Here is a 15,198-nt window from a genome sequence, read left to right on the forward strand (position 1 = left end):
GCTCGCGCCTACGGCAGCGGGACGACGGCGCGCTGCGTCTCGCGGACCCACTCCTCGAGCTTGGCCGTGGCGGCCCCGGAGTCGACGGCCTCCGCCGCGCGGTCCATCGACGTCCGCAGGCGCTCCAGGATGGGCGTGCGCACCAGGTCCGGGTCGCGCGCCAGGTCGAACGCCGCGAGGCCCGCGGCTGCGTTCAGGAGGACGATGTCGCGGACGGGGCCGCCGTCCCCCGCGAGCACCGAGCGCACCACGCTCGCGTTGTAGGCGGCGTCGCGGCCGCGCAGCTCGTCGATGCGCGCCCGGGGCAGACCCAGGTCGCGCGGGTCGAGGTCGTGCTCGACCACGGAGCCGCGCGACACCTCCCAGATGTGGCTGTGACCCGTGGTCGTGAGCTCGTCGAGGCCGTCGTCCCCGCGGAACACCAGAGCCGTCGCCCCGCGCGTCTGGAACACGCCGACGACCAGCGGCACCCGGTCGAGGTGCGCCACACCGACCGCCGACGCCTCGGGACGCGCCGGGTTGCAGAGCGGGCCGAGGAAGTTGAACACCGTCGGCACGCCCAGCTCGGCGCGCACCGGGCCGGCGTGCCGGAAGCCGGGGTGGAAGAGGGACGCGAAGACGAAGGCGATCCCCGTCCGCCGGAACACCTCGGCCACCCTCTCGGGAGAGAGGGAGAGGTCGACCCCGAGTGCCGCGAGCACGTCGGACGACCCGGAGGAGGAGGACGCGGCCTTGTTCCCGTGCTTCACGACGGGCGTGCCGGCGGCGGCCGCGATGATCGAGGCGGTGGAGGAGATGTTGACGGTCCCGAAGCGGTCCCCGCCCGTCCCGACGATGTCCAGGGCCATCGGATCCACGTCCAGCGGCACCGCGTGGTCGAGGATCGCGTCGCGGAAGCCGACGATCTCGTCGACCGTCTCGCCCTTCGCCCGGAGGGCCACCAGCAGTCCCGCGAGCTGCGCCGGAGTCGCCGCGCCCTCCATCACCTGCTCCATGGCCCACGTCGCGTCGGAGACGCTCAGATCGGAGGACTCGAGGAGTGCGCTGAGAACGTGCGGCCAGGACAGGGTTTCCGACATGGCTCCCAGATTATGCGACGAGGATCGCCTCCCGGCTAGTGCGACTTCCCTCCCCTGCCATCGGCCATAATGGTCTGTGTGACGAGCACCTCTCTCTCCCCCACGGCCACCGCGCCCGTAGTGAACCGACCCAACCCGGTCGCGGTCGGAACGATCGTCTGGCTGGGCAGCGAGGTCATGTTCTTCGCGGGCCTCTTCGCGATCTACTTCACCCTGCGCAGCACCTCCCCCGAGCTCTGGGGCGCCGAGACCCAGATCCTCAACGTCCCCTACGCGGGCGTGAACACGGTGATCCTCGTGGCCTCGTCGTTCAGCTGCCAGTTCGGCGTGTTCGCCGCCGAGCGCCTGCAGCCGCGCGCGACGGGCCTCAGCCCGTTCAAGTGGGGGATGGTCGAGTGGTTCTTCCTCACCTACGCCCTGGGCGCGGTCTTCGTCTCCGGCCAGGTGCTCGAGTACGCGACCCTCGTCTCCGAGGGCGTCACGCTCTCCAGCAACGCCTACGGCTCCGCCTTCTACCTGACGACCGGCTTCCACGCCCTGCACGTCACCGGCGGCCTCATCGCGTTCCTCCTCGTCATCGGCCGCGGCTTCGCGGTCAAGAACTTCGGCCACAAGGAGGCGACGAGCGCCATCGTCGTCTCGTACTACTGGCACTTCGTCGACGTCGTCTGGGTCGGCCTGTTCGCCGTCATCTACTTCCTCAAGTGACGCGCCCGCCGATGCCCCACTCCACTCCCGACCCCCGCAGGAAGGACGCCTCGATGGCCTCCCCGAAGACGAAGAGCCGAGCCAAGAAGGGTCGCCGCCACCCGCTCGCCACCCTGGCCCTGATCGCCATCGGCCTCGGGCTCACCGGCGGGACCTACGCCGCGGTCGGCGTCGCGACGTCCGCCTCCGCGGAGACGTCGTCCACCAGCCAGCAGACGATCGACGAGGGCTCGAAGCTCTTCGCCGCGAACTGCGCCACCTGCCACGGACTCGACGCCGCGGGCACCGACAACGCTCCCTCCCTCATCGGAGTGGGCGCGGCGTCGGTCGACTTCCAGGTCGGCACCGGCCGCATGCCGATGCAGATGCACGGCCCCCAGGCGCTCGAGAAGCCGGTCCAGTTCACCGACGAGCAGGTCGGCGAGCTCGCCGCCTACGTCGCGTCGCTGGCCCCCGGCCCCGCGATCCCCGAGGGCGAGGTCCTCGACGGACAGGGCGACGCCGCGAACGGCGCCGAGCTGTTCCGCATCAACTGCGCCATGTGCCACAACGTCGCCGGAGCCGGCGGCGCGCTCACCGAAGGGAAGTTCGCTCCCCCGCTGGGCGGCGTGACCGAGGCTCACATCTACGAGGCGATGGTCACCGGCCCGCAGAACATGCCGGTCTTCAACGACCTGAACATCTCGCCCGAGGACAAGCGCGACATCATCTCGTACCTCAAGTACATCGAGGCCAACCCGTCCCCGGGCGGATTCGCGCTCGGCTCCCTCGGGCCGGTCGCGGAGGGCCTGTTCCTCTGGATCTTCGGCCTCGGCGCGATCGTGGCCCTGACGGTGTGGATCACCGCCCGATCCAACTAGACGACTGCAGCGCCCTGACGGGCGCGACTGACCCACGGCACCGACTGGTGCCGACACGGCGTGAAAAGGAGAACCATGGCAGAGCACGATGAGGGTGGCACGGACCTCGCCACCTCGTCGGCCACCGGGCACGGAACGGCTCCGGCCGGCACCGCGGTCGTGACGCGGGACCGCGTCCAGGACCCGGGCCTCCCGCCGCACCGCCCCCGGATGACCGACCTCGACCCCAAGGTCGAGAAGCGTGCCGAGCGCACGGTGTACACGCTCTTCTACCTCTCCTTCGCGGGCTCGATCTTCGCGGTCGCCGCCTACATGGCGTTCCCGATCACCGAGGACGTCGCGTCGGTCCGGCTGAACACGCTGTTCATCGGCCTGGGCATGTCCCTCGCGCTCCTGGGCATCGGCATCGCCGCCGTCCACTGGGGCAAGCAGCTGATGTCGGACCACGAGGGCATCGACATCCGCCACCCCGTCCGCAGCGCGGAGCCCACCCGCGCCCGTGCGCTCGAGATCTTCGACCAGTCCGACAAGGAGTCCGGCTTCGGCCGCCGCTCCCTCGTCCGGAACAGCCTGATCGCCTCCCTCGTCGTGTTCCCCCTGCCCGCCGTGATCCTGTTCCGGGGCCTCGGCCCGCAGGACCAGAACCCCGTCGCCCTCCTCAAGACCACGCTGTGGGAAGAGGGAACGAGGCTCACCCTGGACCCGTCGGGAGCGCCGATCCTCGCATCGGACGTCACCCTCGGATCCGCCTTCCACGTCATCCCCGAGGGCCTCAACGACGCCGAGGGCAAGCTGGAGGAGAAGGCCAAGGCCGCCGTCCTCCTGATGCGCCTGAAGCCCGAGGACCTCATCGTCAGTGAGGGTCGCGAGACCTGGAACTACGACGGAATCGTCGCCTACTCCAAGATCTGCACGCACGTCGGCTGCCCTGTGGCGCTGTACGAGCAGCAGACCCACCACCTGCTGTGCCCGTGCCACCAGTCGCAATTCGACATCACGCGCGAGGCCGCCGTCATCTTCGGCCCGGCGAAGCGTCCGCTTCCGCAGCTCCCCATCACCGTCGACGCCGAGGGTTACCTGGTCGCCAGAAGCGACTTCACGGAGCCCGTCGGACCGTCCTTCTGGGAGCGATGACTCACATGTCCACCACCACCCCCTCACGCCCCTCCAGCTCCCCCGCGGAGCCCGAGGACGGCGTCATCCTCGGATCCGGCAAGTTCCAGAAGGGGTACGTCGGAGCGGCGTCGAACTACATCGACGAGCGCACGAGCATCTCCGCGGTCGTCAAGGAGTTCGGTCGCAAGATCTTCCCCGACCACTGGTCCTTCCTGCTCGGCGAGGTCGCGCTCTACAGCTTCGTCATCATCCTGCTGTCGGGCACCTTCCTCACCTTCTTCTTCCAGGCCTCGATGGTCGAGACCCATTACGAGGGCAGCTACCTCCCCCTCAAGGGCATCGAGATGTCGGCGGCGATGTCGTCCTCGCTCGACATCTCCTTCGACATCCGCGGCGGCCTGCTGATGCGGCAGATCCACCACTGGGCGGCGCTGCTGTTCGTGGCCTCGATCGGCCTGCACATGCTGCGCATCTTCTTCACCGGTGCGTTCCGCAAGCCCCGCGAGCTCAACTGGGTCATCGGCTTCGTCCTCTTCATCCTCGCGATGGCCGAGGGCTTCACCGGCTACTCCCTCCCCGACGACCTGCTCTCGGGCAACGGCCTCCGCATCATCGACGGCATGGTCAAGGGCATCCCGATCGTCGGCACCTGGATCTCGTTCCTGCTCTTCGGCGGCGAGTTCCCGGGAACCGACATCGTCGGCCGCCTCTACACGCTGCACATCCTGCTGCTGCCGGCGCTGGTGCTCGCGTTCATCGCCCTGCACCTCGTGTTCGTGGTCGTCCACAAGCACACCCAGTTCCCCGGCGCGGGCAAGACCGAGCAGAACGTCGTCGGCTACCCGGTGCTGCCGGTCTACGCCGCGAAGGCCGGTGGATTCTTCTTCATCGTCTTCGGCGTCGTCGTCCTCATCGCCTCGCTGTTCACGATCAACCCGATCTGGAACTACGGCCCGTACGACCCCTCGCCCGTCTCCGCGGGAACCCAGCCCGACTGGTACATCGGCTTCGCCGACGGCGCCCTGCGCCTCGTCCCGCCGGGACTCGAGTGGGCCATCCCGGGCATCGGAACCCTGTCGTTCAACATCCTGATCCCGCTCGTCGGTCTCGGACTGTTCATCGCCGTGGTCATGCTCTACCCGTTCCTCGAGGCGTGGATCACCGGTGACAAGCGCGAGCACCACCTGCTCGACCGCCCGCGCAACGCCGCGACCCGCACCGCGATCGGCGCCGCCGGAGTCAGCTTCTACGCCGTCCTCTGGGCTGCCGCGTCGTCCGACCTCATCGCGACGCACTTCCACCTCACGATGGAGGGTGTGATCCACGGCCTGCAGTTCCTGCTCATCGCGGGTCCGTTCATCGCGTACTTCATCACCAAGCGCATCTGCCTGGCGCTGCAGAAGAAGGACCGCGAGATCGCGCTGCACGGCTTCGAGTCGGGCCGCATCGTCCGCCTCCCCGGCGGCGAGTTCATCGAGGTGCACCAGCAGCTCGACGAGTACGAGCGCTGGAAGCTCGTCGGTCAGGACGAGTACGAGCCGCTGATGATCCGTCCGGACTCGCGTGGCCGCATCACCGCCCCGCAGCGCGTCCGCGCCGGCCTCTCCCGCTGGTTCTTCGAGGACCGGATCACCCCCGTCACCCAGAAGGAGCTCGAGAGCTCGCACAGCGAGCACTGACCCTCCCCCGAAGGGCCCGGACGTTCATTCGTCCGGGCCCTTCGTCGTTCCCTGGACGGTCACCCCAGCGCCTCGACGCCGCCCGCCCGTTCGACCCTCCAGAAGTTGTCGCACTCGGCGTCGAGTGCGACAACTTCTGGACAGTCGAACCGGTCCCGTCCCGCCGTGCTCGGCCGCCGACGACGATCCCGTGCTCGAAGCCCGCGGCCCTGTCGACGCACGGGAGCTCTGCGCCCGGAGTCGTCCGTGGCACAGCGACTCGTACATCCCCTGACGACCGGACACGGCATCCACGCGGAAGGGGCAGGTGACGAGTGCACGCACACCGGACGTCACGCAGGAACCAGTCGTGCCGCTCGAGCGGACCTCCTGCCATAACAGGGGCGTCACCAGCGGTCGACGGAGCGCCTCCAGCCTCTCAGGACGCGCTCGTGCTGCGGAGGGGCCTGGAGTCGCGCGGAAGGGCCCTCCCCACATCGGAGGGCTCGTCGCCCCTGAAGAGAGCTCGTGGTGACACGTGCACCGCTGTGACACCGAGGACGGCCACGTACCCCCGCCGAGGGCCTCGTTGATGCGTCAGAGGGTCTCGTCCTGTGCATGAGGCCTCGTGCCGCGTGGTGGGCTGGTCTCGCGCAGGAGACGCCACACGGCCGCCGAGACCAGACCCTCCGACCGAGGCGGCCCTCACGGACGCGCGCGAGCAGGTTCCGGCCGCCACCGACAGGTCCCACCCGGGCACCGAGGACGATCCGTGCGGGCTCGTGCGACTCCGGCGTCGTCCTCCGAGCGCCGGACCGCCCGACACCCGACGACGGCCTCAGCGCCTGCCCGGTCGGATCCGATCCCTGGCCCTCCCCGGACGCTGGATCGGGAGGAGGCATGGTGACGCATGCGTCGGCCCGACGGATGCTCCTCCGCCGGTCGAGACACCGAGGCGGCCCCCCTCCACCTCCGAGCCGGCACCTCGCCCTCCCCCGGGCACACGAGAGGGCCGGGTGCCCGGAGCGTCCGCCCTCGTGCACCCGGCCCTCAGCCGTGCGGTACGCCCTAGCGGGCGAAGTATCCGCGGTAGTACTCGTACACCCAGCCGGCGATGGCGACCAGGAAGAGCCCGACGGCGATGTAGGTGATCCAGAACCCGACGGCCAGGCCGAGGAACCCCAGGGCGGCGGAACCGCCCAGGATGAGCGGCCACCAGCTCCAGGGGCTGAAGAAGCCGAGCTCGGGATCTCCGTCGTCGATGTCCGCGTCGAGGCGGTCCTCGGGGAGCTCGGCACCCTGCGCCTTGTGGACGCGGCCGACGTAGAACGCGATGAACGCGCCCAGGACGGACGACAGGCCGATGCCGACGGTGCCGACCCATTCCACCTGGCCCGTGTCGAGCAGCGACCACACGATGTACGTGATGTCGGCGAGGAGGAAGAAGCCCGCGAGGAGCCAGAAGAGATTGACGTTGGCGCGCATGGCCCTACTTCACCGTGCCTTCGGACTTGTCGTACGTGGGGGCGTCCGGAGCGTCCTTCGCCGGACCGATTCCGACGGGGATGCCGGCCTCGGGGTGGTTGAGGTCGAACGCCGGGGCCTCGCTGCGGATGCGCGGGATCGAGGTGAAGTTGTGGCGGGGCGGCGGGCACGAGGTGGCCCACTCGAGCGACCGGGAGAAGCCCCACGGGTCGTTCACCGTCACCTTGGGCGCCTTGCGGGCCGTGATGTACACGTTCAGGAAGAACGGGATCAGCGACACCGCGAGGATCATCGCTCCGACCGTCGACACCTGGTTCATCCAGGTGAAGCCGTCCTCGGGCAGGTAGCTGGCGTAGCGGCGCGGCATGCCGACGACGCCCAGCCAGTGCTGGATGAGGAAGGTGGTGTGGAAGCCGATGAACAGCAGCCAGAAGTGCCACTTGCCCAGCGTCTCGTTCAGCATCTTGCCGGTCCACTTGGGCCACCAGAAGTAGAAGCCCGAGAACATCGCGAAGACGACGGTCCCGAAGACGACGTAGTGGAAGTGCGCGACCACGAAGTACGAGTCGGAGACGTGGAAGTCGAGCGGGGGCGACGCGAGGATGACGCCGGTGAGTCCACCGAACGTGAAGGTGATCAGGAAGCCGATCGCCCAGATCATCGGGGTCTCGAAGGTCACCGATCCGCGCCACATGGTGCCGACCCAGTTGAAGATCTTCACGCCGGTCGGGACCGCGATGAGCATCGTCATCAGCGAGAAGAACGGCAGCAGGACCGATCCCGTGACGTACATGTGGTGGGCCCACACCGTCACGGACAGGGCGGCGATCGCGATGGTCGCGTAGATCAGCGTCTTGTAGCCGAAGATCGGCTTGCGACTGAAGACCGGGAAGACCTCGGACACGATGCCGAAGAACGGCAGCGCGATGATGTACACCTCGGGGTGGCCGAAGAACCAGAACAGGTGCTGCCAGAGCAGGACGCCGCCGTTGGCCGCGTCGTAGATGTGGGCGTCGAACACGCGGTCGGCGCCGAGGGCGAACATCGCGGCGGCGAGCACCGGGAACGCGAGCAGCACGAGGATCGACGTCACCAGGATGTTCCAGGTGAAGATCGGCATGCGGAACATCGTCATGCCGGGGGCGCGCATCGTGATGATCGTCGTGATGAAGTTCACCGCGCCGAGGATCGTGCCGAAGCCCGAGAGCGCGAGGCCGAAGACCCAGAGATTGCCGCCGAGCCCTGGTGAGAAGGTCGTGCTCGACAGTGGCGCATACGCGAACCAGCCGAACGACGCCGCGCCCTGCGGGGTGACGAATCCGGCGACCGCGATGAGCGAGCCGAAGCTGTAGAGCCAGTACGCGAAGGCGTTGAGGCGGGGGAACGCGACGTCCGGAGCGCCGATCTGCAGCGGCATCAGGACGTTCGCGAACCCCGCGAAGAGCGGCGTCGCGAACATCAGCAGCATGATCGTGCCGTGCATCGTGAACAGCTGGTTGTACTGCTCGCGGGTCTCGACCACGTTCAGGCCGGGCTCGAACAGCTGGGCGCGGATGACCAGGGCCATCACGCCGGCGATGCAGAAGTAGATGAAGGACGTGATCAGGTACATGTACCCGATGACCTTGTGGTCGGTCGACGTCATCCAGCGGACGAGGACGTTCGCCTTGCGCTGGACCGGCGGAATGCCGGCGGTGCGCGTCGGGCGGGGTGCCGTGGCGGTGCTCATGCTCCCTTACTCCTCGTTCTCGCGGGCCGGCGCGCCGGTTCCGGGAAGGTTCGAATTGCGGTTGTACTCCGCGCCGAGCTGACCGGTCTGGCCCGCGTCGCGCAGCGACTGGATGTAGTCGTCGTACTCGCCCTGCGAGACGACCTTGACGTTGAAGAGCATCGCGGAGTGGTACTCGCCGCAGAGCTCGGCGCACTTGCCGGCGTAGGTCCCCTCCTTGAGCGGAGTGACGTACATGTAGTTCGTCTTGCCGGGGATCATGTCCTTCTTGTAGAGGAAGTCGACGACCCAGAAGGAGTGGATCACGTCGCGCGCGTCGAGCTGGATCTTGATCTTCTGTCCGACGGGCAGGTAGAGCGTGGGGATCTCGGACTCGACGAGCGAGCCGGCCGCGTCTCCGCCCTCCTGGTACTGGCCCTGGATGCCGGCGGAGTAGACGTCCTCGTCGACGTAGTTGAAGTCCCACGCCCACTGCTTGCCGTACACCTGGATGGTCTCGTCCGGGTCGTCGTAGGGCTGCTCGATGGCGGCCTGGTCGCGCGCGGTGAAGGCGAAGAAGCCGATCACGAGGATCAGCGGAACGATCGTGTAGAAGATCTCGATCGGCATGTTGTAGCGCAGCTGGACCGGCAGGCCGGTCTGCCCCTTGCGACGGCGGTAGACGACCACCGCCCAGATGGTGAGACCCCACGTGACGACGCCGACGGCGAGCAGGACGATCCAGGAGGTGACCCAGAGTCCGATGACGCGGTCGACGTGGTTCGTCGTGCCGGGTTCGGTGGGGAGCCAGCCCTGGAGCTGCTCTTGCGTGCAGCCCGCGAGGACGAGAGCGAGGGCTCCTGCGACGGGGGCAGCGACCCATCTGCGGATTCGGCGATTGAAGCGCACCGGTGACCTTTCGGAAGACTGGGGACCAGTTCACACGAAACTGTATTAGACCGGCTCCAGCCTACCCTTCCGCTCCGGCGGCCCGGTGCACGACGACCCGCTCTTGACGTCCCGGCCGAGTGGTGCAGTCACGACGAACGGCGCCCGACGGGCCACCGGAGTGGACTGTCGGACGCCGTTCGGACGCGCTGCGGCCCGGGACCGCGCGGTGTCAGTGGAAGCTGTCGCCGCAGGCGCAGCTGCCGCCCGCGTTGGGGTTGTCGATGGTGAAGCCCTGCTTCTGGATGGTGTCCTCGAAGTCGATCGAGGCGCCGTCGAGGTAGGGGACGCTCATCTTGTCGACGACCAGGCCGACGCCCTCGAACTCCACCGCGGCGTCGCCGTCGAGGGTGCGCTCGTCGAAGTAGAGCTGGTAGATGAGGCCGGAGCAGCCTCCGGGCTGCACGGCGACGCGCAGGCGCAGGTCGTCGCGGCCCTCCTGCTCGAGCAGGCTCTTGACCTTGGCGGCAGCGGTCGGGGTCATCGAGACGCCGTGGGCCGCGCTGGACGGGGTGGCGAGGGGGGTCGCCGTCTGGTCGGTCAGTGTGTCTGACATGTCACTCCTCAGGGGACGGGCGGAACGGTCGTCGTGCCTACCGGGATTCTACGGCTGCAACCCGGATGGTCACCGGGGTATTCCACGACCCGTGGTCAGTCGCGGTGAGCGGCGGCGCGGAGCAGGAAGAGGGCCTCGGTCTGCGCGGCGCGCTTGAAGACGCCCAGGTGCAGCGACTCGTTGGGGCTGTGCGCGCGCGAGTCGGGGTCCTCGACACCGGTGACGAGGATCTGCGCCTCGGGGAACTCGCGCACGAGGTCGGCGATGAACGGGATGCTCCCGCCGATCCCGGTCTCGAGGGGCTCGCGTCCCCAGGCGTCCGCCATCGCGCCCTTCACCAGGTCCACGGCCCAGCCGGTCGCGTCGACCAGGAAGGGGCTGCCGGTGTCGACGTCCTCGATCGCGAGGTGAGCGCCGAACGGGGAGTTCGCGCGCAGGTGGCTCTCGATCGCGGCGAAGGCCTCCTCCGCGTCCTGGCCGGGGGCGATGCGGGCGCTGATCTTCACGCGAACGGACGGGACGAGGGTGTTGGAGGCGTCGACGACGCTGGGCGCGTCGATCCCGGTGACCGTGACGGCCGGCTTCGACCACAGGCGCGAGAGGATCGCGCCGGTGCCGATCGGCGAGACCCCGTCGAGCAGCCCGGAGTCGCGGCGGAGGTCCTCCTGGGTCGTCTCGGGGACCGCCCCGTCGTGCTCCGTGAGGCCGGCGACGGCGACCGAGCCGTCCTCGTTCCAGAGCGTCGCGAGGAGGCGGACCGCCGCGAGCATCGCGTCCGGGACCGCCCCGCCCAGCATGCCCGAGTGCGAGGCGTGCGCGAGGGTGCTGACGGTGAGGGTGAAGGTGACGTTGCCGCGCAGGCCCACCGTCAGCGCGGGCGTGTCGACGTCCCAGTTGTCGCTGTCGGCGACGATGATCGCGTCCGCCCGGAGCGCGTCGTGGTGCTCGCGGAGGAAGGTGGGGAACGAGCGCGACCCGAACTCCTCCTCCCCCTCGATGAAGAGGACCAGCCCGAGGTCGTGGTCCTCGCCCGCGATCTCGCGCAGTGCGCGCACCGCGGCGAGGTGGGAGACGACTCCGGCCTTGTCGTCGGCGGCGCCGCGCCCGTACAGGCGGTCGCCGCGCACGGTCGGCTCGAACGGAGGCGTCTCCCACGCCGACTCCGCGCCCTGCGGCTGCACGTCGTGGTGGGCGTAGAGGAGGACGGTCGGCGCTCCGTTCCGGGCGGCGCGGGTGGCCAGGACGGCCGGCTGGCCGAGCACGTCGGTCCCGTCGATCGTGGCGCTGTGGATCGCGACGTCGTCGAAGACGCCCGTCTCGCGGGCGAGCTCGGCGATGGCCTCGGCACTCGCGGCCACGCGGGTGGCGTCGAAGCCGTCCCACGAGACGGACGGGATCCGCACGAGCTGCCCGAGCTGGGCGAGCGAGCGCGGCAGATCGTCGCGGACGGCGGCGAGGACGGCCTCCTCGACGGAGGAGAGTGCGGGCGGAGTCGGAGCGTCGTGAGCCATGGAGGTAATCTTAAGAGACCCCCGATTCCAAGGACGTTCCCCGTGGCCAAGCACCCGATCGCAACCGACACGCCCGACGACGCCGGCTCCCCCGGCTCCGGGAAGGGCCGGCCGACGCCGACCCGGCGCGAGCAGGAGCTGGCCCGCAAGCGTCCGCTGGTCGTCACCGACCGCAAGCAGGCCGCCCGCGACGCCCGCGAGAAGGCCGCCGTGTCGCGCGAGCAGGCCCGCATCGGCCTCGCCGCCGGCGACCAGCGCTACCTGCCCCTGCGCGACAAGGGTCCCCAGCGCAAGTTCGTGCGCGACTGGGTCGACGCGCGCTTCAGCCTCGGCGAGTTCCTCATCCCGGTGATGGTCGTCGTCCTGCTGCTGAGCTTCTTCCCGCAGCCGGAGCTGCAGTACGCGACGCTCGTCATCCTCTGGGTGTTCTTCCTCCTCGCGGTGATCGACTGCATCCTCCTCGGCATGCGCATGCGCCGGAAGCTCGCCGAGCGCTACGGCGCCGACAAGGTCGAGAAGGGCATACGCTGGTACGCCGCGATGCGCGCCCTCCAGCTGCGCGTCATGCGCCTGCCGAAGCCCCAGGTCAAGCGCCGCGCCTTCCCCGAGTAGTCGGACGGCGGACCACGAAGGGCCCCTGTGGCCGCGCCTCGCGCGGCTCCGGGGGCCCTTCGTCGTGCGCGGCGGGTCAGGAGGCGCGGGCCAGTCCCCGGTTGATCGCCCGAGCCCACAGAGGCCCGCGGTAGATGAAGGCGGTGTAGCCCTGCACGAGGGTGGCACCCGCGTCGAGGCGCTCGCGCACGTCGTCCGCCGTCTCCACTCCTCCGACGGAGACCACGCAGAAGGCCGCAGGGACGACGCCCCGGATCACGCGGAGCACCTCGAGCGAGCGCGCGGCCAGCGGAGCTCCGGAGAGGCCGCCGGCTCCGGCCGCCTCGACCACGGCACGACCGGTCGAGAGGCCCTCCCGCGAGAGCGTCGTGTTGGTCGCGATGATCCCGTCCAGCCCCAGGCGGACGGCGAGCTCGGCGACGCGGCCGACCTCGTCGTCGGAGAGGTCGGGGGCGATCTTCACCAGCAGGGGCGTCGTGTCGGCCGCGTCCTTGACGGCCGCGAGGAGCGGCTCGAGGCGGTCGATCTCCTGCAGGCCGCGGAGCCCGGGGGTGTTCGGCGAGCTGACGTTCACGACGAGGTAGTCGGCGAGCGGCGCGAGCAGGCGCGTGCTGATCAGGTAGTCCTCGATCGCGTCGTCCACCTCGACCACCCGGCTCTTGCCGATGTTCACGCCGATCACGGGGCGGCGGCGCGCGCTGCGCAGCCGGATCAGCCGCTGCGCCGCGGCCTCGGCACCGTGGTTGTTGAAGCCCATCCTGTTGACGACGGCGCGGTCCGCGATCAGCCGGAAGAGGCGCGGCCGGTCGTTGCCGGGCTGCGCCCGAGCGGTCAGGGTCCCGACCTCGACGTGTCCGAAGCCGAGCGCGCCGAAGCCCAGGACCGCGGTGGCGTCCTTGTCGAAGCCGGCCGCGACGCCGAACGGGGTCTCGAAGCGGAGCCCGAGCGTCTCGACCGCAGGCGTTCCGCGCGGAACGGTGGCCCGGCGCAGGACCGGCGCGAGGGCGCCGAGGGCCCGGATCACCGGGAAGCTCAGGTGGTGCGCCCGCTCCGGGTCGAGGCGGCGCAGGACGGTGCGGAACAGGAGCGGGTACACCCGGGCCTCAGATCTCGTCGGCGCTGTGGGGCACGGAGGTGCGCTCGGCGCGGAGCAGGGTGATCGCCGACTCGAAGTCGTCCAGCGAGTCGAACGCCTGGTAGACGCTCGCGAAGCGGAGGTAGGCGACCTCGTCGAGCTCGCGCAGCGGCGGCAGGATGGCGAGCCCGATGTCGTTCGCGTCGATCTGCGAGGCGCCCGTGGAGCGGATGCTCTCCTCCACCCGCTGCGCGAGCACGGCCAGATCGGTGTCGGTGACGGGCCGGCCCTGGCAGGCCTTCCGGACGCCGCTGACGATCTTCTCGCGGCTGAAGGGCTCCACGACTCCGCTGCGCTTGATCACGACGAGGCTCGCCGTCTCGGTCGTCGAGAAGCGCCGGCCGCACGACGGGCACTGTCGGCGGCGGCGGATCGAGAGGCCGTCGTCGCTCGTGCGCGAGTCGATCACTCGGGAGTCGGGGTGCCGGCAGAAGGGGCAGAACATCGAGGGCCTCTCGGTCTCAGGCGAAGCGGGCGTCGACGGCGTCGCCGTGGGCGGGCAGCGCCTCGGCGTCGCTGAGAGCGCGGATGTGCGGGGCGACGCGCTCGAGCGCACCGCGGTCGTACGAGATCAGCTGCTGCGGCCGGAGGAAGGTGTAGGCGCCGAGCCCGGAGGAGAAGCGCGCCTGCCCCAGCGTCGGGAGCACGTGGTTGGAGCCGGCGAGGTAGTCGCCCAGGCTCACCGGGGTGGTCGGGCCGAGGAAGATCGCGCCGGCGTCGTGGATCCGCTCGGCCGTCGCGACGGGGTCGGCCGTGTGCAGCTCGAGGTGCTCGGGGCCGTAGGCGTCGCTGAACGCGCAGGCGAGCTCGAGGTCGTCGACGATCACGAGCGCGGACTGCGGGCCGTCGAGCGCGATCGCCACGCGCTCCGCGTGGTGGGTGGCGGCGGCCTGCACCGCGACCTCGCGCTCGACCGCGGCGGCGAGCTCGGCGCTGTCGGTGACCAGGACCGCGGAGGCGGCCTCGTCGTGCTCGGCCTGGCTGACCAGGTCTGCGGCGACCAGGCGCGGGTCGGCGGAGTCGTCGGCGATCACGAGGATCTCGGTCGGGCCCGCCTCCGAGTCGATGCCGACCTGGCCGAGCACCTGGCGCTTCGCGGTGGTGACCCAGACGTTTCCCGGTCCGGTGATGATGCTGACGGGGTCCAGCCCGATCGAGTCGACGCCGTAGGCCAGTGCGGCGACGGCTCCGGCGCCTCCGACCGCGTAGACCTCGTCGATGCCGAGCAGCGCGGCGGCCGCGAGGATCGTGGGGTGCACGGAGCCGCCGAACGCCTTCTGAGGAGGCGAGACCAGGGCGATGGAGGCGACTCCGGCGGCCTGCGCGGGCACGGCGTTCATGACGACGCTCGACGGGTAGACCGCCTTGCCGCCCGGGACGTAGAGGCCGGCGCGGGCGACGGGCTGCCAGCGCTGGGTGACCGTGGCGCCGTCGTCGAGCTCGGTGGTGCGGGGCGGGGGGATCTGCGCGGCGCTGGCGAGGCGAACGCGCGCGATCGCCTCCTCGAGTGCGCCGCGGATGGCCGGGTCGAGGCGGTCGAGAGCCTCGGCGATCTGCTCGGCGGGCACTCGGAGGTGCGGGGGGCGCACGCCGTCCAGCCGCTCCGCCTGGTCGAGGAGCGCCTCCGCGCCGCGTTCGCGGACGTCGGCGATCAGCTCGGCGACGACGGGCCCGACGGCGGCCGACGTGCCCGGATTGCGGGGTACGAGGGCGAGGAGCTCGGCGGAGGAGGGACGACGGCCGCGGAGGTCGAGAGTCTGGATCATGGCCGCCCCAGTCTACGCGCCGCCCTCCCCCGCTCCCTCGCCGCCCGGCACTCGTC

General features: G+C 70.1%; 14 protein-coding genes. 5 read left to right on the forward strand and 9 right to left on the reverse strand.

Annotation, left to right across the window (positions count from 1 at the left end):
* Positions 1–8 precede the first annotated feature (8 nt).
* On the reverse strand, positions 9–1,079 hold the full coding sequence (trpD, locus tag C5D44_RS02015) for an anthranilate phosphoribosyltransferase (protein ID WP_104276429.1): 1,071 nt from the start codon (positions 1,077–1,079) through the stop codon (positions 9–11).
* A 69-nt stretch (positions 1,080–1,148) separates the two neighbouring features.
* Between trpD and C5D44_RS02020 the strand changes: the two genes are divergently transcribed.
* The 4 genes from C5D44_RS02020 (at position 1,149) to C5D44_RS02035 (ending at position 5,442) form a co-directional block, all read left to right on the forward strand.
* Complete coding sequence (locus C5D44_RS02020; RefSeq protein ID WP_104224647.1) at positions 1,149–1,787, forward strand: heme-copper oxidase subunit III; 639 nt, start codon at positions 1,149–1,151, stop codon at positions 1,785–1,787.
* 53 nt (positions 1,788–1,840) lie between these two features.
* Entirely contained in the window at positions 1,841–2,647 is an 807-nt protein-coding gene (locus C5D44_RS02025) for a c-type cytochrome (protein WP_104224648.1), read from the forward strand.
* Positions 2,648–2,722: 75 nt separating this feature from the next.
* The gene (locus tag C5D44_RS02030) at positions 2,723–3,781 is read left to right on the forward strand and encodes a ubiquinol-cytochrome c reductase iron-sulfur subunit (protein ID WP_104225358.1); all 1,059 of its coding nucleotides are present in this window, start codon (positions 2,723–2,725) and stop codon (positions 3,779–3,781) included.
* A 5-nt stretch (positions 3,782–3,786) separates the two neighbouring features.
* Positions 3,787–5,442 (forward strand): ubiquinol-cytochrome c reductase cytochrome b subunit, encoded by a 1,656-nt coding sequence (locus C5D44_RS02035; RefSeq protein ID WP_104276430.1) that lies wholly within the window; start codon positions 3,787–3,789, stop codon positions 5,440–5,442.
* Between the two features lie 1,047 nt (positions 5,443–6,489).
* On the opposite strand, the gene C5D44_RS02040 is transcribed toward C5D44_RS02035, so the two are convergent.
* The 5 genes from C5D44_RS02040 to C5D44_RS02060 form a co-directional block, all read right to left on the reverse strand.
* On the reverse strand, positions 6,490–6,906 hold the full coding sequence (locus C5D44_RS02040) for a cytochrome c oxidase subunit 4 (protein ID WP_104276431.1): 417 nt from the start codon (positions 6,904–6,906) through the stop codon (positions 6,490–6,492).
* Positions 6,907–6,910: 4 nt separating this feature from the next.
* The gene (gene ctaD / locus C5D44_RS02045) at positions 6,911–8,635 is read right to left on the reverse strand and encodes a cytochrome c oxidase subunit I (protein WP_104276432.1); all 1,725 of its coding nucleotides are present in this window, start codon (positions 8,633–8,635) and stop codon (positions 6,911–6,913) included.
* A 6-nt stretch (positions 8,636–8,641) separates the two neighbouring features.
* Positions 8,642–9,523 (reverse strand): cytochrome c oxidase subunit II, encoded by an 882-nt coding sequence (gene coxB, locus C5D44_RS02050; RefSeq protein WP_104224653.1) that lies wholly within the window; start codon positions 9,521–9,523, stop codon positions 8,642–8,644.
* 211 nt (positions 9,524–9,734) lie between these two features.
* Positions 9,735–10,118, reverse strand: a complete 384-nt coding sequence (gene erpA, locus C5D44_RS02055; RefSeq protein WP_104276433.1) for an iron-sulfur cluster insertion protein ErpA — start codon at positions 10,116–10,118, stop codon at positions 9,735–9,737.
* A gap of 95 nt (positions 10,119–10,213) precedes the next feature.
* A complete protein-coding gene (locus C5D44_RS02060) occupies positions 10,214–11,629 on the reverse strand; it encodes a dipeptidase (protein ID WP_104280671.1) in 1,416 nt (471 codons plus the stop codon).
* Between the two features lie 42 nt (positions 11,630–11,671).
* Here C5D44_RS02060 and C5D44_RS02065 point away from each other — a divergent pair, with 42 nt between their 5' ends.
* A complete protein-coding gene (locus C5D44_RS02065) occupies positions 11,672–12,241 on the forward strand; it encodes a DUF3043 domain-containing protein (RefSeq protein ID WP_181027102.1) in 570 nt (189 codons plus the stop codon).
* 76 nt (positions 12,242–12,317) lie between these two features.
* Here C5D44_RS02065 and C5D44_RS02070 read toward each other — a convergent pair whose 3' ends face one another.
* Genes C5D44_RS02070 through hisD form a run of 3 tightly spaced genes read right to left on the reverse strand, consistent with a single transcriptional unit; the run spans position 12,318 to position 15,142 of the window.
* Positions 12,318–13,337, reverse strand: coding sequence for a quinone-dependent dihydroorotate dehydrogenase (locus C5D44_RS02070; protein ID WP_104280672.1), 1,020 nt, complete (start codon positions 13,335–13,337; stop codon positions 12,318–12,320).
* Positions 13,338–13,344: 7 nt separating this feature from the next.
* On the reverse strand, positions 13,345–13,821 hold the full coding sequence (gene nrdR, locus C5D44_RS02075) for a transcriptional regulator NrdR (protein WP_104224657.1): 477 nt from the start codon (positions 13,819–13,821) through the stop codon (positions 13,345–13,347).
* A gap of 16 nt (positions 13,822–13,837) precedes the next feature.
* The gene (gene hisD, locus C5D44_RS02080; RefSeq protein WP_104276436.1) at positions 13,838–15,142 is read right to left on the reverse strand and encodes a histidinol dehydrogenase; all 1,305 of its coding nucleotides are present in this window, start codon (positions 15,140–15,142) and stop codon (positions 13,838–13,840) included.
* Positions 15,143–15,198: the final 56 nt, after the last annotated feature.

The sequence above is a fragment of the Rathayibacter sp. AY1B5 genome, from assembly GCF_002932795.1.
In the GTDB taxonomy this organism is placed as follows: domain Bacteria; phylum Actinomycetota; class Actinomycetes; order Actinomycetales; family Microbacteriaceae; genus Rathayibacter.